We start from the raw sequence: 23,078 nt of genomic DNA, 5'->3' as shown, positions 1-23,078 counted from the left end.
AGCGAAGGGAAGGAAAGGGGAAGGGAGGGAAGGGGAGGGAACGGAAAGGAAGGGAAGGCGAAGGGGATCAGGTCAAGTACTGGCAGGTGTCCCGGCGCAGGAAGGAACCGTGTCCGGCCCGGCCGAGCCAGCGGCCGTCGTCCAGCACGACGGTGCCGCGCGAGAGCACCGTCCGGGCCCGGCCGGTGAGCCGGCGGCCCTCGTAGGCCGAGTAGTCCACGTTCATGTGGTGGGTGGCGGCGGAGACAGTCTGCACCGCGGTGGGGTCGTAGACGACCAGGTCGGCGTCGGCGCCGGGCGCGACGGTGCCCTTGCGCGGGTGCAGCCCGAACATCCGGGCCGGGGTGGTGCAGGCGATCTCGATCCAGCGGCGCCGGCTGATCCGTCCGTCCACGACGGCCTGGTGCAGCAGGTCCATCCGGTTCTCCACGCCCGGGAGGCCGTTGGGGATCTTCGAGAAGTCGCCGCGGCCGAGTTCCTTCTGCCCGACGTAGCAGAACGGGCAGTGGTCGGTGGAGACCACCTGGAGGTCGTTGGTGCGCAGCCCGCGCCAGAGCGCCTCCTGGTGCTCGCGCGGCCGGAGCGGCGTGCTGCACACGTACTTGGCGCCCTCGAAGCCGTCGGCGCCCTCCTCCGCGAGGTTGTCGGTGGAGAGGAAGAGGTACTGGGGGCAGGTCTCGCCGAAGACGGGGAGCCCGGCGTCGCGGGCCCGGGCGAGTTCGTCGAGCGCCGAGGCGGCGGAGACGTGCACCACGTAGAGCGGGCTGCCGGCCACCTGGGCGAGCTTGATCGCCCGGTGGGTGGCCTCGGCCTCCAGGAGTTCGCGCCGGACCTCGCCGTGGTAGCGGGGGGCGGTGCGCCCGGCGGCGAGGGCCTGTTCGACCAGGACGTCGATGGCGATGCCGTTCTCGGCGTGCATCATGATCAGCCCGCCGTTGGCCGCGCCGCGCTGCATGGCCCGCAGGATGCGGCCGTCGTCGCTGTAGAAGACGCCGGGGTAGGCCATGAAGAGCTTGAAGGAGGTGGACTCGCCGGAGTCGACCAGCGTGTCCATCTCCTTGAGGACGGCGTCGTTGACGTCCGAGACGATGGTGTGGAAGGCGTAGTCGATCGCGCAGTTGCCCTCGGCCTTGGCGTGCCAGGCGTCCAGGCCCTCGCGCAGCGCGCCGCCGACGGGCTGGACGGCGAAGTCGACGATGGTGGTGGTGCCGCCCCAGGCGGCGGCGCGGGTGCCGGTCTCGAAGGTGTCGGAGGCGGCGGTGCCGCCGAACGGCAGCTCCATGTGGGTGTGGGCGTCGACGCCGCCCGGGATGACGTAGTGGCCGGTGGCGTCGATGACGGTGTCGGCGGTCCAGGCCTCGGCGGCGGCGCTGCCGGTGACGGCCAGGGCGGCGACGCGCTCGCCCTCGATCAGGACGTCGGCGTGGAGTTCGTCGGTGGCGGTGATGACGAGGCCGCCGCGGACGACGGTGCGCTGCTGCGGGTCACGGGTGGTCATCGCGGTGCTCCTCAGGCCTCGGCGAGGGGTCCGTAGGCGTCGGGCCGGCGGTCGCGGTAGAACGCCCACTGCTGGCGGACCTGTTCGATCAGGTCGAGGTCGAGGTCGCGGACGACCAGTTCCTCCTCCTTGTCGGAGGCGACCTCGCCGACGAACTGGCCGCGCGGGTCGACGAAGTAGGAGGTGCCGTAGAAGTCGTTGTCGCCGTACTCCTCGGTGCCGACCCGGTTGATGGCTGCGACGAAGTACTCGTTGGCGACGGCGGCGGCGGGCTGTTCGAGCTGCCAGAGGTAGGCGGACAGGCCGCGGCTGGTGGCGGAGGGGTTGTAGACGATCTGCGCGCCGGCCAGGCCCAGGGCGCGCCAGCCCTCGGGGAAGTGCCGGTCGTAGCAGATGTAGACGCCGACCTTGCCGACGGCGGTGTCGAAGACGGGCCAGCCGAGGTTGCCGGGCTTGAAGTAGTACTTCTCCCAGAAGCCCTTGACCTGCGGGATGTGGTGCTTGCGGTACTTGCCGAGGTAGCTGCCGTCCGCGTCGATCACCGCGGCGGTGTTGTAGTAGACGCCGGCCTGCTCCTCCTCGTAGACCGGTACGACGATCACCATGCCCAGTTCGCGGGCGAGGTCCTGCATCCGGCGCACGGTCGGCCCGTCGGGGACGGCCTCGGCCCAGCGGTAGTGCTCGGGTTCCTGGACCTGACAGAAGTACGGGGCGTTGAACACCTCCTGGAAGCCGATGATCTTCGCGCCCTGGGCGGCGGCCTCGCGGGCGTACCGCTCGTGGAGCGCGATCATGCTCTCCTGGTCGCCGGTCCAGCGGGTCTGGACGAGCGCGGCACGGACGATCTGCGACATGGGTACCTCCGCAACTCCGCGTCCCGGCCGTGCGGTCGGGCCCGCGGTCTGAGGGTTGACGGGGCGGGTCTCGCCCGCGGCTCCGCTCGGGGGCCGCGGGGGTCTACGGGAAGGGTCTACGTGCGTAGAAGGCGCGATCTGTAGACGGTAGGCCGGGCTTTGGTCGCCTGACAATACGTCGGTGGTAACGCCTGTGGGGCGATCTTGTTACGCGGACACGCGGGTGGCCATGGGTGGGATGAAATGCTCATCTACCCCATTGGTGGCCTCCTTACTCATTCGAGTGAAAGCGGGCACCGGGGGTGCGGAATCGGCCACGACAGGGTAGAACGCGCCTTGACGGTGCGACAGATCGTCATCTGGCGCACGTACGGGGCGACTTCGGTGATCATGAGCTGATCATCCGGCGATCGGGCGCAGGGCCGGATGCGGGGATCGGCCACGGGGATCGACGGTCGGCTGGGGGCCGAACGGGGGGTGGTACTGATGACGGCGACGGACGAGCGCGCGGAGCGCACGGCGGGTACGGAGCGAACGGCGGGTACGTCGGCGCCGGCGGGGCGGCCGCCCGCCCTGCCCGCCTGGGCGGGCCTGCTGCTCGCCCTCGGGGCCCTGCTGCCGCTCGCCGCCGGCCTCCTCCTCGCCCCCGGGCAGGTGCCGCGGGCCGGGCTGACGGCCCTGCGCCTGGCCGGCTCCCGGGCGGCGGCCGAGGCGGTGGTCGGCGGGAGTTCCGGAGCGTACCGGGCCGCCCTGGGCAGCGAACCCTGGCTGATCGCCGGCTACGGGCTGACGCTGACGGCCGCGGCCCTGCTGGGCGGGTACGTGCTCGGGCGGCGCCGCCGGCTCGGACCGGCCCTGCTGGTCGGGGCCGCCGGGCTGCTCGCCGCCGGCTGCGACCTCGCCGCCGACGTCCTGCTGCGCCTGGGGCTCGACCACGCCGACTCCGACACCCCCTTCGCGGTGGCGGCGGCGCTCACCACCGTCAGCCGGCTGCTGCTCCTGCCCGCCGGGGTGGCGGCCGCGGCCCTGCTCGCGGTGACGGCCGCCAGGGCCGCCCGCGGACTGCGCGCCACGGCCGTGAAACCGGGTGACGACGCCGACCCGGACCGCCCGGCGCTGATACCGCCCTGGCCCGTCCTGACCCGGCACGGCCGCCCGCTGCACGGGCCCCGGCACGGGCTTCGGCGCGCGTCCCGGCACGAGTCCCGACCCGAACCACCGTCCGAACCACCGCACGCGGCACCGCACGAGTCGCCACACGAGCCACCGCGCGACTCCCGGCCCGACCCCCGGCGGCAGCAGGCGGCGACGCCACCCGACGCTCCCGGCACCCACGCCCACTGGCGGGACGCCGGCCGGGTGCCGCCCGGTCGCGAGCCCGCCGAGCTGGGCTTCTGCGCCTCGGGCGGCGGCATCCGCTCGGCCTGCGTCACGCTCGGCGCGCTCCAGGCCCTGCGCCCGTGGCTGAAACGGGCCCGCTACCTGGTCTCCGTCTCCGGCGGCGGGTACACCGTGGGCGCGCTGCAGCTCGCGCTCAGCGACTCCGCCCCCGGCAGCCCGGTCCGCGCCGTCTCGGGCCTGACGGCCGACACGGTGCTGGAGCCCGGCTCCCCGGAGGAGGACCACCTCCGCCGCCACAGCAAGTACATCGCCGACGGCACCGGCGAGTGGCTGGTCGCCCTCGGCACGCTGCTGCGCGGCGTGCTCTCGGCGCTCACCCTGCTGCTGGCCGCCGTGCTGGTGCTCGGCCTCGGCCTCAGCCGCTTCTACCACGCCGTCCCGGTCACCGACCTGGACGCGCTGGCCGCCGCGGGCCTGCGCCACCCGGGCGCCGTGCCGGGCGGGTTGGAGTTCCGCGCCCCCGCCCTGGCCGCCCTCGGCGTGGTACTGGGCGCGGCGGCCTGCTGCTGGCTGCTCTGGCTGCTGGCCTTCCCCCCGCTCGGCTGGCACGCGTTGCTGCCGCGCGCGCTGCGCCGGCTCAACTACGCCGCGCTCGCGCTGGCCGGGCTGCTGGCCCTCGGGGTGCTGGCGGTGCCGGGCCTGGCCTGGGGCGCGGTCCGGCTCCAGCAGGCGCTGGCGGCCGGCCCGCGACTGACCGGCGCGGGGCTCAGCCTGACCGTGGTGCTCAGCTACCTCGCCCTGCTGCTCGGCATACTCTGGCGCGACCGCCGGGCGATCGGCAGCGGCGTGCGCGCGGCCGCCGGGGCGCTGCGCGGCGCCGGCCGGATCGGCGGCGGGCTGACCGCCAACCTCCCCCAGTACCTAGTGGTCTGGGCCGCCCTCGGCACCCTGACGGCCGGTGCGCTGCTGGCCCTCGGCTGGGCGATCGCCACCGGGTACGCCTGGCCGACGGCCGTCCAGGTGCTGCTGCCGCTGGTGCTCGGCGCCGTCGGGCTGAACCTCGACCAGACCTGGATGAGCCTGCACCCGTTCTACCGGCTGCGCCTGGCCTCGGCCTTCGCCGTCCGCCGGGTCACCGAGGGCGGCCGCTCGCTCGCCCGCCGGTACGACTTCTACCGGGAGCAGACCTGGCTGAGCCACTACGGCGCCCGGCACCCCGACTTCCCCCAGGTGATCTTCTCGGCGGCGGCCAACCTGTCGGGCAACTCCCGTACCCCGCCCGGCCGTCGGGCGGTCTCCTTCTCGCTCTCGTACGACTACGTGGGCGGCCCGGACATCGGCTACGCCCGCACCGACCTGCTGGAGCGGCGGACTCGTCGGCACATCGCCCGCGACCTCACCGTGCAGTCCGCGATGGCCGTCTCCGGCGCCGCCTTCTCCTCCGCGATGGGCCGCCAGTCCCGGGTCTACCAGGGCCTGTTCGCGGTCACCAACGCCCGGCTCGGGACGTGGCTGCCCAACCCGGCGGAGCTCGGCCCGGCCTGGTCCGGCACGCCCGACTGGCGCCGCGCCGGGCAGCCCGCCGTACGCCGACTGCCCTACCAGCTCCGCGAATTGACCGGCCGGTTCCCGGCGGACGACCGCTTCCTGCTCACCACCGACGGCGGGCACTACGAGAACCTCGGGCTGGTCGAACTGCTACGGCACCGGGTCCGGACGGCGGTGAGCATCGACGCCAGCGGGGACTCCGGCTACGCCGCCAACCTGGCCGCCGCGATCACCCTGGCCCGCGAGGAGCTCGGCGTCGTCATCACCCTGCACCGGCCGGAGCTGCTGATCCCGGGCAGCGCCACCACCGGCCGCACCCCCGACGGGGGCCACGGCAGCGACCGCGGCAGCGACCACGACGGGGCCGGTGCCGACGGGACCGACGCCGACGGCGGCACGCCCCTGCGCGGGCTGGCGGCCCAGCTCTCCGAACGGCTCTCGGCCCGGGGCGTGATCACCGGGGACGTCCGCTACCCGGCCATCGACGGCGAGCCCGACTCCGAACGGCACGGCACGCTGATCGTCCTCCAAGCGGTGCTGACCGCCGACATGCCGTACGAGCTGCAGTCCTACGCGGTGGCCCACCCGGCCTTCCCGAACGACGGCACCAGCGACCAGTGGTTCGACCACCAGCAGTTCGACGCCTACCAGACGCTCGGCCGCTACCTGGGCGAGCAGGCCGGCCCGGTGATCGAACGGGCGCTGTCCGCCACTGCGGCGGCCACCGCCACACCCGCACCCGTGCCCGCGCAGCCGCGGGGCGAAGAGCCCGCCGCGCCCGAGCGGCCCGCCGAGGACCGGACCGAGAGCTGAGCGGGGAGCTGGGCAGAGAGCTGGGCAGGGAGCTGGGCAGGGAGCTGGGCAGCAGGCTGCGCAGCACGCTGAGCCGGCGCCCCCGGCCGGGGCGTCGGGCCGCCCGTTCACGGGGCGCAACAGGCCGCAACGAACGGGCGCCCCGGCTTGACTTCGTGCGACCGGCTCGGAAAAGATCCGGGGCATGGACTCCGGCACCACTCTGGTTTGCCGCCTGCACGTCGATCTGCGACGCCAGGCGAGTTCCATCTGTGCCTGTTGACCCTGTTCCACTTCGCCGGTTCCGCCCTGTGACCACTGCCAGGACCCGCACCGCGCACCCGTACCCGCAGTCCTGAAACCCGCCCGCCCGGCGGCACCGCCCGTGCCGTGCCCGGCTGAGCACGGGCCGCTCCGCCGGCCCGCGGCCCGCAGCCCGCGGCCCCGCCGCCGGATCCGAGCGCCCCTCCCGACGTTCCCGCCGCACCCGAGGACGCCTCATGAGCCTGGACCTCGCAACCGAGACCCCGACCCGCCGCCCCGAGCAACCCCCGGCCGCCGACCCCACCGCCGCCCCGGTCACCGGCCCCACTGCGGCCCCGGTCACCGGCCCCGCCGCCGACCCCACCGCCGACCCCGCACAGCCCCCGCTCAGCCCGAGCACCCTGCGGACCGTGGTCCGCGAGCTCGCCGAGCGGCCCGACCAGTGGATCCACCTGGTCCGGCTCTCCACCGAGGAGCGCTGGTACCAGCGGCTGGTCGCCGACGACGACCACGAGGTCTGGCTGATCAGCTGGCTGCCCGGCCAGTCGACCGGCTTCCACGACCACGGCGGTTCGCGCGGCGCGTTCACCGTCGCGCTCGGCGAGCTTGAGGAGCTGTCCCTCGGCGGCCCGGACCAGGGCCTGCTGATCCGCAGGGTCCCGGCCGGCACCGCCCGCGCCTTCGGCCCGGAGTACGTGCACGACGTGCGCAACACCGCCTCGGGCCCGGCCGTCACCCTGCACGCCTACTCGCCCCCGCTGAGCTCGATGGCGCACTACGACCTGCGGGCCGGCGGGCTCGTCCGCACCTCTGAGGAAGGACCGGAGCAATGGTGACCACGATCGACGACCTGGTGGAGCGGGCCCGCGAGGGCATCCACCGCCCGCGCGCCCGGGAGGCGTACCAGGCCCAGCTGGACGGCGCGCTGCTGGTGGACATCCGTCCCGCGGCGCAGCGGGCCGCCGAGGGCGGGATCCCCGGCGCGCTGGTGATCGAGCGCAATGTGCTGGAGTGGCGGCTCGACCCTACGGGCAGTCACCGGATCCCCGAGGCCTCGGGCTACGACGTCGAGGTGATCGTGGTCTGCTCCGAGGGCTACGCCTCCAGTCTGGCCGCGGCCTCGCTGCGCGAGCTCGGGCTGCACCGGGCGACGGATCTCGACGGCGGTTTCGTCGGCTGGGCGGCGTCCGGGCTGCCGACCCGTCCCGGCGACTGAACCCGAGGTCACGTGGGGCGTTCCCGGACGGCTGAGTCCGGGTCACCGCACGGGCCACCGGGCCGCCCCGCCAGGAGTCGCGCCACGTGCCGGGCGGTAAATCAGGGACAGGAGATGATGCAGGTCATAGTCTGATCAGAGTTTCCGCCGGTCCGAAGCTGGGCAGCCAGGCGGGCGGAAGAACGCCCGGGCGGTGCGACCGCCGCCAACCGAACGACCCGAAAGACCGACCGACACAGGCGCCGCCTCCCCGGGGCGCCCTGACGAGGAAACACTCCGTGATCAGATTCGAGGGCGCCGGCAAGCGCCACCCAGACGGCACCATCGCGGTCGAGGGACTGGACCTGGAAGTCCCGACCGGTCGGATAACCGTCCTGGTCGGGCCCTCCGGGTGCGGCAAGACCACCCTTCTGCGCATGGTCAACCGGATGGTCGAGCCCACCTCGGGCCGGGTGCTGCTGGACGGCACCGACGTCGCCGAACTGGAACCCGCCAAGCTGCGCCGAGGCATCGGGTACGTGATCCAGCAGGCGGGGCTGTTCCCGCACCGCAAGGTGATCGACAACATCGCCACCGTCCCCTACCTGCTCGGCTGGGACCGCAAGAAGGCCCGGGCCCGGGCCGCCGAACTGCTCGAACTGGTCGGTCTCGCCCCCGAGACCGCCAAGCGCTACCCGTTCCAGCTGTCCGGCGGCCAGCAGCAGCGGGTCGGCGTGGCACGGGCGCTGGCCGCCGACCCGCCGGTCCTGCTGATGGACGAACCGTTCAGCGCCGTCGACCCGGTGGTGCGGGCCGGGCTCCAGGAGGAGCTGCTGCGCCTGCAGTCCGAGCTGCACAAGACCGTGCTGTTCGTCACCCACGACATCGAGGAGGCCGTGCGGCTCGGCGACCAGGTCGTGGTGCTGCGCGAGCACGGCCGGATCGCCCAGCTGGCCGACCCGCACACCCTGCTCACCGCCCCCGCGGACGACGGCGTGGCCGCCTTCCTCGGCCGCGACCGGGGGCTGCGCGGCCTGGGGCTGCGGCCCGCGGGGGCCGTCGAGCTCCGCCCGATCGAGGACGGACTCGGCCACGGGGGCTGGGAGTTGGCCCTGGACGACGAGCGCCGCCCGATCGGCTGGATCGACCGCGCCGCCGGTGCCACCGAGCTGCAGCCGGTCGCCGGCTACCGCCCGGACACCGACACCCTGCGCGCCGCCCTGGACGCCGCCGTGCTCTCCCCCGCCGGGGTCGCGGTCGCGCTGGACGCCGACGGCCGGGCGATCGGCACCGCGGACCGGGAGGCCGTCCTGGCCGCGCTCACTCCGGTCGCCCTCACGCCAGTCGCCCTCACCAAGGCGGACACGGCGGACCGGAAGGCCCCGGCGGACGAGGCGAACGAAGCGGACGAAGCGCTCCCGCAGCCACCCGCGCAGGCCCCGGCGGACGGAGCCGACGGTGGACGATGAACCGATCGTCCGCTGGTACTGGATCGGCGACCACGTCGGCTACCTCGGCAACCTGCTCGCCGACCACGCCGTGATCGCCCTGGTCCCGGTGCTCATCGGCCTGCTGCTGGCGGTCCCGCTCGGCCTGGCCTGCGCCCGCTTCCCCCGGCTGTACCAGCCGCTGTCCGCCGTCTTCAACATCGTCTACGCGCTGCCCTCGCTGGCCGTCTTCGTGGTGCTGATCCCGTACACCGGGCTCGCCACCCAGGCGACCGTGATGATCCCGCTCACCTTCTACGCCCTCGCCGTCCTACTGCCGACCACGGTGGACGGGCTGCGCGCCGTCCCGGACTCCGTCCGGCAGGCCGCCACCGCGATGGGGTACGGGCCCTGGCACCGGCTGACCGCCGTCGAACTGCCCGCCGCCGTGCCGTACCTGATCGCCGGGCTGCGGGTCGCGGCGGTGTCCAGCATCTCGCTGGCCAGCGTCGGCGCGCTGATCGGCCGCGGTGGGCTGGGCTACCTGTTCATCGACGGCTTCCAGCGGACCTTCCCGACCCCGATCGTGGCCGGGATCGTCCTGATCGCCGTGCTGGCGCTGGCCGTCGACCTGCTGCTGGTGGCCGCCCGCCGGCTGCTCGCGCCGTGGGCCGTCCGGGAGCAGGGGGCGGGCTCGTGAACTGGCTGAACTGGCTGAGCGACTTCTTCTCCGCCCCGGACCGCCGCAGCGGTCCGGACTCGATCGTGCACCGGGTCTCCGAGCACCTGCTGCTCTCCGGCGAGGCCCTGCTCTTCGCGGCGCTGCTGGCCGTCCCGCTCGGGCTGCTGATCGGCTACACCGGGCGCGGCGTCACGGTGGTCACCGCGCTGGCGGGGGCCGCCCGCGCCCTGCCCACCCTGGGCCTGGTCACGCTCGCGGTGCTGCTCGCCGGGGTCGGCGACACCGCCGTCCTGTTCCCGCTGGTCGCCCTGGCGGCACCGCCGCTGCTGGTGGCGGCCGTCGAGGGGGTGCGCGGCACCGACCCGGACGTCCGGGACGCCGCGCGCGGGATCGGCCTCACCCACCCGCAGGTGCTGTTCCAGGTCTGCCTGCCCTCCGCCGCGCCGACCCTGCTGGCGGGCTTCCGGACCGCGACCGTCCAGGTGATCGCGACCGCCACGGTGGCCGCCTACGTCGGGCTGGGCGGCCTCGGCCGCTACGTCATCGACGGGCTGGCCACCCGGCAGTACGCGGTGACCGTGGGCGGCGCGCTGCTGGTGGTGCTGCTCGCGGTCGGCGCCCAACTGTTCTTCGCCCTGCTCGCCCGGTTCGCGCTCCCGCCCGGGGTGCGCGCCCAGCGCCGGACCCGCTGAGGCCTCTCCCTCTTCTCCCTCCCATCCGCTCCGGAAGGACAACTGTCACCATGTCGACATTCAAGGGAAGCCGCCGCGCCGTGCTCCTCGGCACCCTCGCCGCACTCGCCCTGGGCGCCACCGCCTGCGGCTCCTCGGGCAGCAGCGACCCGCTCGGCGGCGGGTCGAGCGCCTCCGCCGGCGCCACGGCCTCCGGCAGCGGTGCCGCCTCGGGCGGGTCCGGCGGTGCGGGCGGTTCCGGCGGGACCGTGGTGGTCGGCTCGGCGAACTTCCCGGAGAACGTGCTGCTCGGCTCGATCTACTCCCAGGCCCTCAAGGCCAAGGGCGTCAAGGTCCAGGAGAAGTTCAACATCGGCAGCCGCGAGGTGCTCTACGGACAGCTGCAGAGCGGCAACCTGACCGTCCTGCCCGAGTACAACGGCGCGCTGCTCGCCTACCTGGATGCCAAGAACACCGCCGTCACCACCCCGGACGTGAACGCGGCGCTGACCAAGGCGCTGCCCGCCTCGCTGGCGATCCTCGACTCCTCCCCCGCGGAGGACAAGGACTCGCTCAGCGTCACCCAGGAGACCGCCGACAAGTACAGCCTCAAGAGCATCGCGGACCTCGCGGCCAAGGCCGGCGAGTTCACCATCGGCGGCCCGCCGGAGTTCAAGACCCGCCGCGAGCAGCAGTTCAAGGACGTCTACGGGCTGACCTTCAAGGAGTGGAAGCCCACCGCCGACACCACCGCGAACGCGCTCAAGGACGGCAACATCCAGGTCGGCAACGTGTTCACCACCGACCCGAAGATCGTCCAGTACAAGCTGGTGCCGCTGAGCGACCCGAAGAACGTCTTCGGCGCGCAGAACGTCACCCCGCTGATCAACAAGGCCGGCGTGGACGCCAACGCGACGGCGGCGCTCAACGCGGTGTCGGCCAAGCTCGACACGGCCGGGCTGACGGCGCTTATGAAGCGGGTCTCGGTCGACAAGGAGGACCCGTCGGCGGTGGCCAAGGACTGGCTGAAGAGCAACGGGCTCGGCTGACGGTCCGACCCGGTCCTGACCCGGCTCGACCCAGCCCGGCCCGGCCCGGGAATCGACGGCAGCGGACGGCGGCGCGGAGGGGTTCCCTCCGGGGCCGCCGTTCGCCGTTCCCGGGCCCTTCGGGGCAGCCCCACGGGACCTTCCCTTCTACGCCGCGAACATGACAGTGTGGCGCCATGCGCACTCGTCTCCTCGCCGCCTCCCTCACGGCACTCGCCGCGGTGAGCCTCGCTGCCTGCTCCAGCTCCAGCTCCGGTTCGAGCTCGGGATCGGGCTCCGGCTCGAGCTCGGCCAAGGCCACCGTCGCGGCCGGCTCCCCCACCGGCGCCGCCACCGCTGACGCCACCGCTGACGCCACGGCCTCGACAGGCACCCCGGCACCCACCACGGCCGCACCGTCCGCGCCCGCCGACCCGGGCTCCACGCCCGGCGCGGACGGCTCGGCCCCGGCCAAGCCCGCGCCGCCGGCCGACGCCGGCCTGCCCGCCAAGCCGGACGCCGACCTGACCGGCAAGGTGGTCGCCGCACTGAACGCGATCGACCCGGCGATCGTCGGCGGCAAGCCCGACCAGGTGGTGGACCAGGCCCGCAAGCAGTGCCAGGCGCTGTACCAGTTCCCCAAGGACAAGGCGAAGCTGGCCCAACTGGCCGACCAGCACTTCACCTCGCCCGAGCACCCGCAGGGCTTCGGACCGGACACCGCCGCGAAGATCGACGACGCACTGCGCTCCACCCTCTGCCCGGCGGCGCGCTGACGCCGTCCACGCCGCCCCCGCACCTCCCCCCGAACCGCCCGGTGTCCTGAGCTCCGGGCAGCCATGGCCGCGCCCCGCCCGCCGGGTGCGCGGCCATCGGCGTCCCCGCCCTTCGGCGGCCGGGGCCGTCCGCTGACGAACTGTTAGGTCTCTTGACAGACCAGTGGTCTAGTCCAAACATAAGCATGTCGATCCGACCGGGATGCACTGTGGGGGTGTGACCACCGGCGGCTGAGGCACTGCCCTGCCCTGCTCCGCTCCACCCCCGCTCCGTACGGCGTGCGCACCTTCGCACCACCTTCCGCACCGCCTCCCGCCTCCACCCGAGGCGGCGGGCTCCGCACGCCCTTGTGTCCGCATCGAACGCCCCCTGCACCCGCCCCCTGCACCCGCCCCCCGCACCCGCCCCCCTGCACCCGCCTCCGGCTCCGCACGTCCGCGCGGTCAACCCCACACGACCACCGGACGAGCCGTTGCCCGCACATCCCCAACGTCCTGCCCCACCACGTCTGTTGGAGAATCCATGCGTCTTCGCAGAACCCTCCGGGCCGCGCTGACGGCCTGCGTCACACTGGCCGCCTCGGCCGGTCTGGTCGCCGCCGGGACGGGCTCCGCCCAGGCCGCCACCCCGCTCCCCACCCGGGTCTTCGCGCCCTACTTCGAGTCCTGGACCGGCCAGAGCCCCGCCACCCTGGCCGCCCAGTCCGGCGCCAAGTACCTGACGATGGCCTTCCTCCAGGCCGCCACCAAGGGCTCCTGCACCCCGTACTGGAACGGCGACACCTCGAAGCCGGTGTCCTCCTCCACCTTCGGCGCCGACATCGCCACCATCCGCGCCAACGGCGGGGACGTGATCCCCTCCTTCGGCGGCTACACCGCCGACAACACCGGCACCGAACTGGCCGACAGCTGCACCGACGTCAACCAGATCGCGGCCGCCTACGAGAACCTGATCACCACCTACGACATCAGTCGGATCGACCTCGACATCGAGGACAACTCGCTGACCAACACGGCCGGCATCGACCGCCGCAACAAGGCGATCAAGGCCGTGCAGGACTGGGCCGCCGCCAACGGGCGCAGCATCCAGTTCTCCTACACGCTGCCGACCACCACCGGCGGGCTGGCCGACAACGGCCTCGCGGTGCTGCGCAACGCCGTCAGCAACAAGGCACGGATCGACGTCGTCAACATGATGACCTTCGACTACTACGACAACGCCACCCACGACATGGCGGCGGACACCCAGACCTCGGCGCAGGGCCTGTACAACCAGCTGGCCCAGCTCTACCCGGCCAAGTCCCCCTCCCAGCTGTGGGGTTCGATCGGGATCACCGAGATGCCCGGCATCGACGACTTCGGCGCCGCCGAGACCTTCACGGTCGCCAACGCCACCACCGTGTACAACTGGGCGGTGTCCAAGGGCATCAACACGCTGTCCTTCTGGGCGCTCCAGCGCGACAACGGCGGCTGCCCGGGCAAGGGCGGGGACGACTCCTGCTCCGGGATCAACCAGGGCACCTGGGACTTCACCCACATCTTCGCGCCCTTCACCAGCGGCTCGACGGTGACCAACGACTTCTCGGTCACGGTGAACCCCAACTCCGCCACCGTGAAGGCGGGTTCGTCCACCTCGGCGGCGATCGCGACGGCAGTCACGGCGGGCTCGGCGCAGAGCGTCAACCTCTCGGTCAGCGGCGCCCCGACCGGCGTCACCGCCACCGTCACCCCCGGCAGCGTCACCGCCGGCAACAGCGCCACCCTGAACGTCACCACCACCTCGTCGGTGGCGCCCGGGAGTTACCCGCTGACGGTCACCGGCAGTGCCGCCTCCGGCAGCCACACCGGCGTCTTCACGCTGAACGTCACGGGCAACCAGCCGGGCAACGACTTCTCGGTCGCGGTGAACCCGAACTCCGGCACCGTCGCGGCTGGTTCGTCCGCCTCGGCGGCGATCGCGACGGCGGTCACGGCGGGCTCGGCGCAGAGCGTCAACCTCTCGGTCAGCGGCGCCCCGACCGGCGTCACCGCCACCGTCACCCCCGGCAGCGTCACCGCCGGCAACAGCGCCACCCTGAACATCGCCACCACCTCGGCCGCGGCGGCGGGCACCTACCCGCTGACCGTGACGGCCACCGCGCCCTCCGGCAGCCACACGGCGACCTACTCGCTGACCGTCACCGGCACGACCCCGTCGACCGGCCTGGTCAACGGTGACCTGGAGACCGGCAAGGCGGCCCCCTGGACCTGCCAGAGCGGTGGCGGCATCGTGACCACGCCGGTCCACTCCGGCTCGTACGCACTGCAGGCCGCGGCCTCCGCGAGCCAGACCGGCGACTGCACCCAGACCGTGACGCTCAAGCCCAACACCAGCTACACGCTGAGTGGTTGGGTGCAGGGCAACTACGCCTACCTGGGTGTCAGCGGTGGCGCCAACGCCAGCACCTGGACCATCTCCTCGGGCTGGACCAAGCTCTCCGTCCCCTTCACCACCGACGCCTCCGGCAGCGTCACGGTGTACCTGCACGGCTGGTACGGGCAGGGCAGCGTGTACGGGGACGACTTCTCGATCTCCTGAGCGACGGACGGCAGACGGCAGCTGACAGCTGACAAGTAACAGATAACAGATAACAGATAACAGCTGACAGATTTCAACATCTGTCAGCTGTTATCCGTTTGTTGTCATCTGTCCGGGCCCACTCGGGCCCGCTCAGGCCCCCTCCGCCCCCTCCCGCAGCCGCCCCGGCCGGCACAGCGTCGCGTACGTCGCCAGCGCCAGCACACCGCAGCCCAGCACCACCAGCGCCAGCAGGGTCGCCGACGGCCGTCCGCCGAGGCTGCTCAACGGCGCGACCACCGCGCCGCACAGGAAGTTGCCCGTCCCCAGCAGCGCCGAGGCCGTCCCGGCCGCCTGCGGCTCCACCAGGCTCAGCGCCTGCGCCGCCGTGTTCGGCAGCACCACCCCGAGGCTGCCCATCAGCACGAACAGCGGCGGGCAGAACCCGGCCAACCCGAAGTCCCACACCGCGGTCAGCAGCACCAGCGCCGCCCCGGCCGCGACCGCCGTCCCGAGCCCGGCCAGCATCAGCGACCGCGCGGCGAAGCGCGGCGCCAGCACCCGCCCGTTCAGCTGGGTCATCACCACGATGGAGAGCGAGTTCAGCCCGAACAGCAGGCTGTAGGTCTGCGGCGACACCTGGTAGACGTGCTGGAGGACCGTCGAGGACCCGCTGATGTACCCGAACAGCGCGCCGAACGCCAGCGAGCTGGTCAACGCCAGCCCCAGGAAGGGCAGGTGGCGCAGCAGCCGCGCCATCGTGCGCAGCGTCGCGCCGACCCCGCCGCCGTCCCGGGCCTGCGGCGGCAGGCTCTCGCGCAGCGCGCCGAACGCGGCCAGGGTGAGCAGCAGTCCGAGCGCCGTGAGCGCCCCGAAGGTGCCGCGCCAGGAGGTGAAGCGCATCAGCTGCGCCCCGATGATCGGGGCGAGGATCGGTGCCAGTCCGGAGATCAGCGCGATCGAGGCGAGGAAGCGCAGCATCGCCACGCCCTGGAAGCGGTCCCGGGCGACGGCCCGTCCGATGACCAGTCCGGCCGACCCGGCCGCGCCCTGGACGAAGCGGGCCGCGATCAGCACCGCCAGGTTCGGCGCGAACACGCACACCACGCTGGAGAGGGTGTAGACGACCAGCCCGGCGAGCAGTGGCGGCCGGCGCCCGAAGCGGTCGCTGAGCGGCCCGAAGAGCAGCTGCCCGGCCGCCACCCCGAACATCGAGAAGGTGAGGGTGAGCTGGACGGCCGCCGGTTCGGCGACCAGGTCGTCGGCGATCGCGGGCAGGCCGGGCAGGTAGAGGTCGGTGGTGAGCGGGCCGAGCGCGGTGAGGCCGCCGAGGACGACGACGGTGGCCCGGCCGGCGGCTGCCGACCTGCCGGACGTCGGGGCCGGGGCTTGGGCTGGATCGGTCGACGTGTCGTCGGTGGGACCGACGGTCGGGCCGGGCATGGCTCTCCTAACGGACGCGGTGACGTGGGGTTCGTTCGCGATCCGTCCTATCGCAGCCCCTCGGACGCGTTGACGGCAGGGGTGCACCGGGACGGATCCGCCCACCGGCCGATCCACAGCACGCGCACGACGAAGGCCCGCCCGCACCTTCCGGTGCCCGGCGGGCCGTTCGTTCCCTGGTCAGGACGGCTGATCCGGGATCAGCGCCCGGTCAGCACCCTCAGTGCTTGGCGACGTGCTCGGCGCGAAGGGCCGCCTGCAGTGTCGCGCCGTCCTGCCACGCGTAGAGCTGGTTGCCGGTGAGCGTCACATTGTAGTGCCCGCAGGTGCCGATGGCCTTGGCCGCGATGCCCTCCGGGAACCAGCCCGCCTTGAGCGAGACCGGCACCGGGTGCGGCCCCTTGCCCGGCACCCCGGTGTTGCAGCCGGAGGGCAGTCGGCCCTCGGGGAGGGTGGCGCGCAGCAGCCGGTCGTCGCCGGTGGTGGACCTCAGGTACTTGACCGAGGAGGCGTTGTCGGGCAGCCAGGTCGGCATCGAGCGGCGCTCGGCCTTGGCCTGCGAGCCGCTGTCGAACGCGGCCTGCTCCTGGTGGCGCCCGTCGTACCACTCGGACACCCGCGGGCCGATTGCCACCGCTGCCACGGCGACGGCCATGCCGGTGCCCGCGACTCCCAGCGCGACCTTGCTCACGATGCCCTTCATGCCTGGCTGCCCTCTCCGTGTACGGTGCCGGCGCGTCCGGTGGGTCCGGTCCGTCCGATGCCTGTGCTGCGTGCGGTGCCTGTACGACGCCCGGTGCCTGTACGACGTCCGGTGCGGCCGGGACCGTCGCCGGCCCGTCCGTGACCCGTCCGGGCTGAACGCTCCGCCGTCCGGGTGTATCCATGGTGGCGCGGGCCGACCTTCCGGATCGTCACCACCAGGTCGCGAGCTTGCATCCAACCCACGGGGTACCGTCTCCACCTTCAGGCGTATGTCCGTGGGGCCGACCCCGGAGGTAGGTGCCGCTCCGGCGCTCGGGCTGCCACGCCGGGCCCGGGTACGTCCCGGGCCCCGATCGAGCCTGACCCAGGCGGGGCGCCGCCGCAGCCCGGTGTGCTGCACCCGGGGCACCGGCCCGCGGCCGGCCGGGCGCACGGCGGGCCGGAGCCGGGCCTGGGGACGGGACAGGGGCCGGGGACGGGACAGGGGCCGGGGACGGGACAGGGGCCGGGGCGCCGGGTCAGACGGTCGCGGGGACCGGCCGGGCGACGGGGAAGGGGCGGCCGTCGAGGGTCCAGTGCGGGTCGATCGGGCGCAGCAGCGAGGCGTACACCTGGGCGGCGACGTCGGGGTGGCGGATCTCGCCGGTGGGCGGGCCGGCCGGGATGTCGTGCCCGGCGCAGGCGACCCAGGCGGTCCGCTCCTCGACGGTGCGGCCGCCGTGGCCGCCGGCGTCGACGTGCCCGTGGTCGGTGACCACGATGACGGTCCACTGCTCCTGCGGATAGCCCTCCCGGCCGCGGACGGCGTCGAGCAGGCGGCCGAGGCGCTCGTCGGCGGTGCGCATCGAGGCGCGGTACTCCTCGCCGCAGCCAAGGAAGTGGGCGGTCTCGTCCACGGCGCCCAGGTAGACGAAGGAGGCCTCGGGGTCGGCGGTGCCCAGGACGTGGACGGCCTCCCGGGTGACCTCCTCGTCGACGGCCTCCCAGGCCTCGGGGGTGTCCTCGGCGGGGGCCACGTAGGAGAGCCGGCCGGGGGCGCGGAACAGCGGGCCGCCGGACTCGTTGATCATCAGCGGGTCCCAGCCGGCCGCGACGAAGGTGCGACGGCGGTCGCCGCGGTTGAGGCGGGTGGCGAAGTCGGGGAAGACGTCCAGCCGGTTGCCGCCGAGGTGGTTGCCCCAGACGCCGTGCTTGGCGGGCTCGACGCCGGTCACGATGGTGGCCCAGCACGGTCCGGACATGGTCGGGGTGGAGTCCGCGACGGTGACCGGCACCAGGAACCCGGCCTCGGCGACCTCCTGGAGGCGCGGCATCGGCACCTGGGCGAGGTAGTCGTGGCGGACTCCGTCGATCCCGACCACGAGGACGCGGGGGCGGGGCCACTGAACTGCGGACATGGTGGGGCTTCCTCTCGGTCGTGCACACCCGGCCGCGCCCGCCGAGGGCGCCGCCGACCGCGCCATGCTTCACGGCCGGCCGTACCGGTCGGCGACGGGGCACCGAACGGCGGGTGTCCGCGAGGTGTCGGGAGCATCGCGAGGTATCGCGAGGTCGACCCTCCGCGGGCGCCCGGTCGTTCGTCAACCCGCCGTCCGACTGTCAGCCGGCCTCAGCCGGCCGACCCTCAGCCGGCCGGCTGTCCGTGGCACCGACCCGCCGTCCGGACGAAGCGGCGGTCGGACTCCGCGAGGTCGGCGGCCGGCCCCGCCGCGCGCAGGACGACGTCCAGAACGCCGTCCGGGTCGGCGGCGTAGCAGTTCGCGAACCAGGGCAGGTTGGCCTCGACCACGGCCCAGTGCTCGACCGGGTCGTACGGATCGGCGATCGGGCCGACGTCCAGCGCGACGGCGCCGGGCAGCGCCAGCGGCCCGGTGTCCCCGACGGCGTCGAGCAGGCGGCGGGCGAAGGCGGTGGCCTCGGCGGTGACCGGAGCCGGGTCGAGCCGGCCGAAGCGGGCGTAGCGGCTGCCGGTGCGCACCTGCCCGTCGAGCAGGAACAGCCGGTACTCGGCGACGAAGGTCACCGGCTCGCTGACCAGGACGGGGGTGTCCGGGCCGATCCGCTCGCCGGTGCGGGGCAGCCGGGAGCCGTCCGGGTGGACGGCGGGTGGGAAGGACTTGTCGGCGGGCGGCTTGACGAAGGCGGGGTGGCGCAGCGTCCAGGCCTCGGCGAGGGTGGTGAGTTCGATCCGGCGGCGGGTGAACTCCTCGGGGAGGCGGGCGAGCCAGTCGTCCTCGGGTTCGAGCAGGGCGAGCCCGAGCGGCGCCGCGATCCGGGCGGCCGCGAGCGGCCCGCCGTACCAGTGGACGGGCCGTCCGGCGAGCCGCCCGACCGTGTCCGGCCCGGCCAGTACGGCGGTGTCCAGGCCCCGGCGGGCGGCGGCCGCGGTGAGCAGCCCGGTGGTGCCGGTCGGCTGGGCGGAGGTCAGCAGAACGGGCGCGCGCACGGCCGTCAGCCCTCCGGCCGGAACTCGTGGACGACCTCGATCCGGCCGACGATGTGCCGGTTGAACTCCTCCAACTCCTCGGCGGGCACCCAGAGTTCGAGGATCGTCCGACCGCCGGCCCGCTGCACCGGGTAGCGGGCGAGGAAGTCCGTCTCCACCTCGAAGCGGGTGACGTAGCCGACGCCGGAGGCGGGCACGTTCCAGTCGCGGGCGATCCGGATCGCGTAGTCCTCGTTCAGCACGGGGTAGAAGATCGGCTGCTCGGGCAGCCGAGGCGGCCAGGCGCGCCGGTCGGCGGCCTCGACCAGGGCCAGCTCCTCCGGGCCGGTGGGGCGCCAGAGGGTGGTGGTCGGGGGCTGCTGCCGGGCGGCGGGCTGACTGGTCATGGCGGGACGGTAGCCGGGCCGCGAGGGGCCCGGCCACCGGTTATTCGCCGTTCGGGGCGAGGGCGACGGTCGGTCAGCGGTAGGCGGACTCGCCGGTGATGGCCTCGCCGAGGACCAGGGTGTGGATCTCGCTGGTGCCCTCGTAGGTGAGCACCGACTCCAGGTTGTTGGCGTGCCGCAGCACCGGGTACTCGGTGGTGATGCCGTTGGCGCCGAGGACGGTCCGGGCGCTGCGGGCGATCTCCAGCGCGGTGCGCACGTTGTTGAGCTTGCCGAAGCTGACGTGCGGCGGGCGGGCCGCGCCCTCCTCCTTGAGCCGGCCGATCCGCAGGGCCACCAGGTACGCCTTCTCGACCTCCAGCATCATCTCGACCAGCTTCTGCTGGGTCAGCTGGAAGCCGGCGATCGGGCGGTCGAACTGGATCCGGCTCTTCGCGTAGTCCAGGGCGGCGGTGTAGCAGTCGCGGGCGGCGCCGACGGTGCCCCAGAGGATGCCGTAGCGGGCCTCGTTGAGGGAGGAGAGCGGGCCGCGCAGGCCGGTGACGCCGGGCAGCACGGCGTCGGCGGGCAGCACCACCTCGTCGAAGGCCAGCTCGCTGGTGACGGAGGCGCGCAGCGAGAGCTTGCCGTGCACGTCGGTCGCGGTCAGGCCGCGGGTGCCGCGCTCGACCAGGAAGCCGCGCACGCCCTCCTCGGTCTGCGCCCAGACCACGGCGACGTCGGAGATGCTGCCGTTGGTGATCCACATCTTGCTGCCGGACAGCACCCAGTCGCCGCCCTCGCCGCCCTTGCGGACCGCCCGGGTGCGCATGTTCGCCGGGTCCGAGCCGAAGTCGGGCTCGGTGAGGCCGAAGCAGCCGATCAGCTCACCGGCCGCCATCCCGGGCAGCCAGCGCTGCTTCTGCTCCTCCGAGCCGAAGGCGTGGATCGAGCGCATCGCCAGCGAGCCCTGGACCGAGACGAAGCTGCGCAGCCCCGAGTCGGCCGCCTCCAGCTCCATGCAGGCGACCCCGTACGCCACCGCGTCGGCACCCGCGCAGCCGTAGCCGTCGAGGTGCATGCCGAGCACGCCCAGCGCGCCGAGTTCGGGGGCGAGTTCGCGGGCCGGGAAGACACCGCGCTCGAACCAGTCGCCGATGTGCGGGCGGATCCGCTCCTCGGTGAACCGGCGGACGGTGTCACGGACCAGCCGCTCCTCGTCGGTGAGGAGGTCGCCGACCGCGAGCAGGTCGGCCGGGTCGATCCGGGTCGGCTTCGGCATGGAAGCTCCTTGTAGTCTCGGCGGGACATCGGCGAGTATTCCGCAACCCGCCCGGTCAGGGACCGACGGGAGCGAGTGAGGAAGGCGACATGTCCGGCACGGCGTACGTGGTCGACGAGGTGACGGCGGAGGAACTGGACGGCTCGGTGGCCGAGTTCGCCGGGCTGCTGACGGCGACCGTCGGCGACGGTGCCTCGGTCGGCTTCCTCGCCCCGCTGGAGCCGGACGAGTCCGCGGCGTGGTGGCGGGCACTGGTCCCGGAGCTCGCGGCCGGACGGCTGGTGCTGTGGACCGCCCGGGCGGCGGCCGACGGGCGACTCGCCGGGACGGTGCAGCTGCGGCCGGCCACGACGGCGAACGGGCGGCACCGGGGCGAGGTGGCCAAGCTGATGGTGCACCCGGCGGACCGCGGGCAGCGGCTGGCCGGGCGGCTGCTGGCGGCGCTGGAGGGGCGGGCGGCCCGGTCGGGGATCCGGCTGCTGGTGCTGGACACCGAGACGGGCAGCCCGGCCGAGCGGATGTACGAGACGGCGGGCTGGACCCGGGTCGGCTCGGTGCCCGACTACGCGGCCGACACGACCGGCGTGCTGCACCCGACGACCATCTTCTTCAAGTCGCTGGTGCGCTGACGGGGGCGGCCGGGCCGAACGGGAACGGCCGATCCGAACGCGAACGGCCGGTACGGAACACGGAAGGGGAGGCGGGGCATGGCGCGTTGGGCGCTGGTCGTCGAGGAGACGGTCGGGATCGGCAAGGACCGGACCTGGGGCAACAAGGTGCTCGGCGAGGTCGAGGGCACCCGGGAGGAGGCCGTCGCGGAGCTGCGGCGGATCGTCCCGACCTACACCCCGGAGCATCCGATGAGCAGTCGGCAGCAGACGCTGCTGCGGGACGGGGACACCTACCTGCTGATCTCACGGGGGAGCATGCGGGACTACCACTGCGTGTTCAAGGTGTGGGAGCTGCTGTGGGACAGCAAGCGGCCCGAGGTGCAGGCGGAGCGGTTGACGACTGACGACTGACGGATAACAGGTGACAGATGACAGCTTTCGAAATCTGTCATCTGTTCGCTGAACACTGTCCGCCGTCCTCCGTCACGACACTCCGCACAGCCTCAGCAGCGCCGCCGTCGCCGCCCCGGCCACGACCACCACCGGGAAGGGTGCCCGGCGCCACGCGAGCACACCCGCGACCAGCACCCCCGCCGGACGGGCCCACCCGGCGAAGCCGTGCCCCTGGGTCAGCGCGCCGGTCGCGACCAGTGCGACCAGCAGTACCGCCGCCGCGACCGCCAGCAGGTGCCGGATCCGCGCGGAGAGCGCGAGCCGGTGCCCGAGCAGCGGGCCGGCCACCCGATAGGCGTACGTCCCGGCGGCCAGTAGCAGGATCGCGTACAGCGGCATCATCGGACCTCCTCCTTCACGGCCGCCGGGGCGGCCGCCTGCTCCCCCGGCTCTCCCGGCTCTCCTGGTTCCGGCCCCGCCCCGGGCCGCCGGGCGAACAGCAGCCCGACCAGGGCCAGCAGCACCGGCAGCCCGCCCGGCACGAAGGGCGTGGCCGCGACGGCCACCACCGCGCCCACCACCGCGGCCGTACGGGTCGCGCGGTCGGTGAGCGAGGGCAGCACCAGCGCGAGCAGCACGGCCGGGAAGGCCGCGTCCAGCCCGAGCGCGTCGGTGTCCCCGATCAGTCCGCCGGCGAGGCCGCCGAGCAGCACCGCCACGTTCCACACCACGAACAGCGAGACCCCGCAGACCCAGAACGCCGCCCGTCGGCGGCGCGGTTCGTGCTGCTGCAGCGCGAAGGCCGCACTCTCGTCGGTGAGCATCTGCGCCCCGAACAGCCTTTGCCACCAGGGGCCCTGGAGCACGTCGGCGACCGCGAACCCGAACGGGAGCAGCCGGGCGTTGAGCACCAGCCCGGTGGCGACGGCCGCGAGCACGCCACCACCGGACAGCACCACGCCGACGGCCGCGAACTGCGAGCCGCCCGCGAAGACCAGGACGGAGAGGGCGGTCGGCACCCAGAGCGGCAGGCCGCCGGAGACGCTGATCGCGCCGAAGGAGGCGCCGACGAGTGCGTCGGCGAGGCAGACCAGGGCGATGTCGCGGAGGGTCGCATGCTCGAGTGTTCGGAGTAGCGAACGCATGTTCATCAGAATGAACCTGGGAGCCCGTGTTCGTCAAGACGAACGGACGGACCGA

At 73.6% G+C, this 23,078-nt stretch carries 22 protein-coding genes; 12 read left to right on the top strand and 10 right to left on the bottom strand.

From position 1 onward, the window contains the following. Nucleotides 1-67: 67 nt before the first annotated feature. Nucleotides 68-1,498, bottom strand: coding sequence for a dihydropyrimidinase (gene hydA / locus ACFV8H_RS00860; protein ID WP_380395909.1), 1,431 nt, complete (start codon nucleotides 1,496-1,498; stop codon nucleotides 68-70). Nucleotides 1,499-1,509: 11 nt separating this feature from the next. Continuing rightward, nucleotides 1,510-2,352 (bottom strand): nitrilase-related carbon-nitrogen hydrolase, encoded by an 843-nt coding sequence (locus ACFV8H_RS00855; protein WP_380395908.1) that lies wholly within the window; start codon nucleotides 2,350-2,352, stop codon nucleotides 1,510-1,512. A 486-nt stretch (nucleotides 2,353-2,838) separates the two neighbouring features. Between ACFV8H_RS00855 and ACFV8H_RS00850 the strand changes: the two genes are divergently transcribed. The 10 genes from ACFV8H_RS00850 to ACFV8H_RS00805 all read left to right on the top strand — a co-directional run bounded on the left by ACFV8H_RS00850 (nucleotide 2,839) and on the right by ACFV8H_RS00805 (nucleotide 14,654). Beyond that, entirely contained in the window at nucleotides 2,839-6,054 is a 3,216-nt protein-coding gene (locus tag ACFV8H_RS00850; RefSeq protein WP_380395907.1) for a hypothetical protein, read from the top strand. Nucleotides 6,055-6,238: 184 nt separating this feature from the next. Next, complete coding sequence (locus tag ACFV8H_RS00845) at nucleotides 6,239-6,316, top strand: putative leader peptide (protein WP_101948289.1); 78 nt, start codon at nucleotides 6,239-6,241, stop codon at nucleotides 6,314-6,316. Nucleotides 6,317-6,533: 217 nt separating this feature from the next. After that, nucleotides 6,534-7,133, top strand: coding sequence for a cysteine dioxygenase (locus ACFV8H_RS00840; protein WP_380395906.1), 600 nt, complete (start codon nucleotides 6,534-6,536; stop codon nucleotides 7,131-7,133). Further along, complete coding sequence (locus tag ACFV8H_RS00835; RefSeq protein ID WP_380395905.1) at nucleotides 7,127-7,513, top strand: rhodanese-like domain-containing protein; 387 nt, start codon at nucleotides 7,127-7,129, stop codon at nucleotides 7,511-7,513. The genes ACFV8H_RS00840 and ACFV8H_RS00835 overlap by 7 nt, the downstream gene beginning before the upstream one ends. Nucleotides 7,514-7,791: 278 nt before the next feature. Further along, nucleotides 7,792-8,961, top strand: coding sequence for an ABC transporter ATP-binding protein (locus tag ACFV8H_RS00830; RefSeq protein WP_380395904.1), 1,170 nt, complete (start codon nucleotides 7,792-7,794; stop codon nucleotides 8,959-8,961). After that, a complete protein-coding gene (locus ACFV8H_RS00825; RefSeq protein ID WP_375890662.1) occupies nucleotides 8,951-9,619 on the top strand; it encodes an ABC transporter permease in 669 nt (222 codons plus the stop codon). Before ACFV8H_RS00830 ends, ACFV8H_RS00825 begins: the two co-directional genes overlap by 11 nt. Then, on the top strand, nucleotides 9,616-10,293 hold the full coding sequence (locus ACFV8H_RS00820) for an ABC transporter permease (protein ID WP_380395903.1): 678 nt from the start codon (nucleotides 9,616-9,618) through the stop codon (nucleotides 10,291-10,293). The genes ACFV8H_RS00825 and ACFV8H_RS00820 overlap by 4 nt, the downstream gene beginning before the upstream one ends. A gap of 50 nt (nucleotides 10,294-10,343) precedes the next feature. Continuing rightward, nucleotides 10,344-11,321 (top strand): ABC transporter substrate-binding protein, encoded by a 978-nt coding sequence (locus ACFV8H_RS00815; protein WP_380395902.1) that lies wholly within the window; start codon nucleotides 10,344-10,346, stop codon nucleotides 11,319-11,321. A gap of 176 nt (nucleotides 11,322-11,497) precedes the next feature. Further along, nucleotides 11,498-12,076, top strand: a complete 579-nt coding sequence (locus ACFV8H_RS00810) for a hypothetical protein (protein ID WP_380395901.1) — start codon at nucleotides 11,498-11,500, stop codon at nucleotides 12,074-12,076. 523 nt (nucleotides 12,077-12,599) lie between these two features. After that, on the top strand, nucleotides 12,600-14,654 hold the full coding sequence (locus ACFV8H_RS00805; protein ID WP_380395900.1) for a glycosyl hydrolase family 18 protein: 2,055 nt from the start codon (nucleotides 12,600-12,602) through the stop codon (nucleotides 14,652-14,654). Between the two features lie 132 nt (nucleotides 14,655-14,786). Here the strand turns inward: ACFV8H_RS00805 and ACFV8H_RS00800 are convergent, their stop codons facing one another. The 6 genes from ACFV8H_RS00800 to ACFV8H_RS00775 form a co-directional block, all read right to left on the bottom strand. Continuing rightward, on the bottom strand, nucleotides 14,787-16,076 hold the full coding sequence (locus tag ACFV8H_RS00800; protein ID WP_380395899.1) for a multidrug effflux MFS transporter: 1,290 nt from the start codon (nucleotides 16,074-16,076) through the stop codon (nucleotides 14,787-14,789). A gap of 220 nt (nucleotides 16,077-16,296) precedes the next feature. Then, nucleotides 16,297-16,779, bottom strand: a complete 483-nt coding sequence (locus ACFV8H_RS00795) for a hypothetical protein (RefSeq protein WP_375890675.1) — start codon at nucleotides 16,777-16,779, stop codon at nucleotides 16,297-16,299. A gap of 520 nt (nucleotides 16,780-17,299) precedes the next feature. Next, on the bottom strand, nucleotides 17,300-18,178 hold the full coding sequence (locus ACFV8H_RS00790; RefSeq protein ID WP_380395898.1) for an alkaline phosphatase family protein: 879 nt from the start codon (nucleotides 18,176-18,178) through the stop codon (nucleotides 17,300-17,302). A gap of 227 nt (nucleotides 18,179-18,405) precedes the next feature. Beyond that, nucleotides 18,406-19,227 carry an ATP-grasp domain-containing protein gene (locus tag ACFV8H_RS00785; protein ID WP_380395897.1) on the bottom strand — a complete coding sequence of 274 codons (822 nt, stop codon included), beginning with the start codon at nucleotides 19,225-19,227 and terminating at the stop codon, nucleotides 18,406-18,408. Between the two features lie 5 nt (nucleotides 19,228-19,232). After that, the gene (locus ACFV8H_RS00780) at nucleotides 19,233-19,613 is read right to left on the bottom strand and encodes an ADP-ribosylation/crystallin J1 (protein ID WP_380395896.1); all 381 of its coding nucleotides are present in this window, start codon (nucleotides 19,611-19,613) and stop codon (nucleotides 19,233-19,235) included. A 73-nt stretch (nucleotides 19,614-19,686) separates the two neighbouring features. Next, entirely contained in the window at nucleotides 19,687-20,874 is a 1,188-nt protein-coding gene (locus ACFV8H_RS00775) for an acyl-CoA dehydrogenase family protein (protein WP_380395895.1), read from the bottom strand. 89 nt (nucleotides 20,875-20,963) lie between these two features. Here ACFV8H_RS00775 and ACFV8H_RS00770 point away from each other — a divergent pair, with 89 nt between their 5' ends. Further along, nucleotides 20,964-21,503, top strand: a complete 540-nt coding sequence (locus ACFV8H_RS00770) for a GNAT family N-acetyltransferase (RefSeq protein WP_380395894.1) — start codon at nucleotides 20,964-20,966, stop codon at nucleotides 21,501-21,503. 78 nt (nucleotides 21,504-21,581) lie between these two features. After that, a complete protein-coding gene (locus ACFV8H_RS00765; protein ID WP_380395893.1) occupies nucleotides 21,582-21,896 on the top strand; it encodes a hypothetical protein in 315 nt (104 codons plus the stop codon). Between the two features lie 72 nt (nucleotides 21,897-21,968). Here ACFV8H_RS00765 and ACFV8H_RS00760 read toward each other — a convergent pair whose 3' ends face one another. Together ACFV8H_RS00760 and ACFV8H_RS00755 are read right to left on the bottom strand one after the other, a co-directional pair. Beyond that, nucleotides 21,969-22,277 (bottom strand): AzlD domain-containing protein, encoded by a 309-nt coding sequence (locus ACFV8H_RS00760; protein ID WP_380395981.1) that lies wholly within the window; start codon nucleotides 22,275-22,277, stop codon nucleotides 21,969-21,971. Beyond that, nucleotides 22,277-23,023: an AzlC family ABC transporter permease gene (locus ACFV8H_RS00755; protein WP_380395892.1), complete on the bottom strand. Its 747-nt coding sequence runs from the start codon at nucleotides 23,021-23,023 to the stop codon at nucleotides 22,277-22,279. The genes ACFV8H_RS00760 and ACFV8H_RS00755 overlap by 1 nt, the downstream gene beginning before the upstream one ends. Nucleotides 23,024-23,078: the final 55 nt, after the last annotated feature.

Origin of the sequence: Kitasatospora sp. NPDC059827 (assembly GCF_042731675.1) — a bacterium.
In the GTDB taxonomy this organism is placed as follows: Bacteria; Actinomycetota; Actinomycetes; order Streptomycetales; family Streptomycetaceae; genus Kitasatospora.
This window is presented reverse-complemented; position numbering and strand designations above follow the sequence as displayed.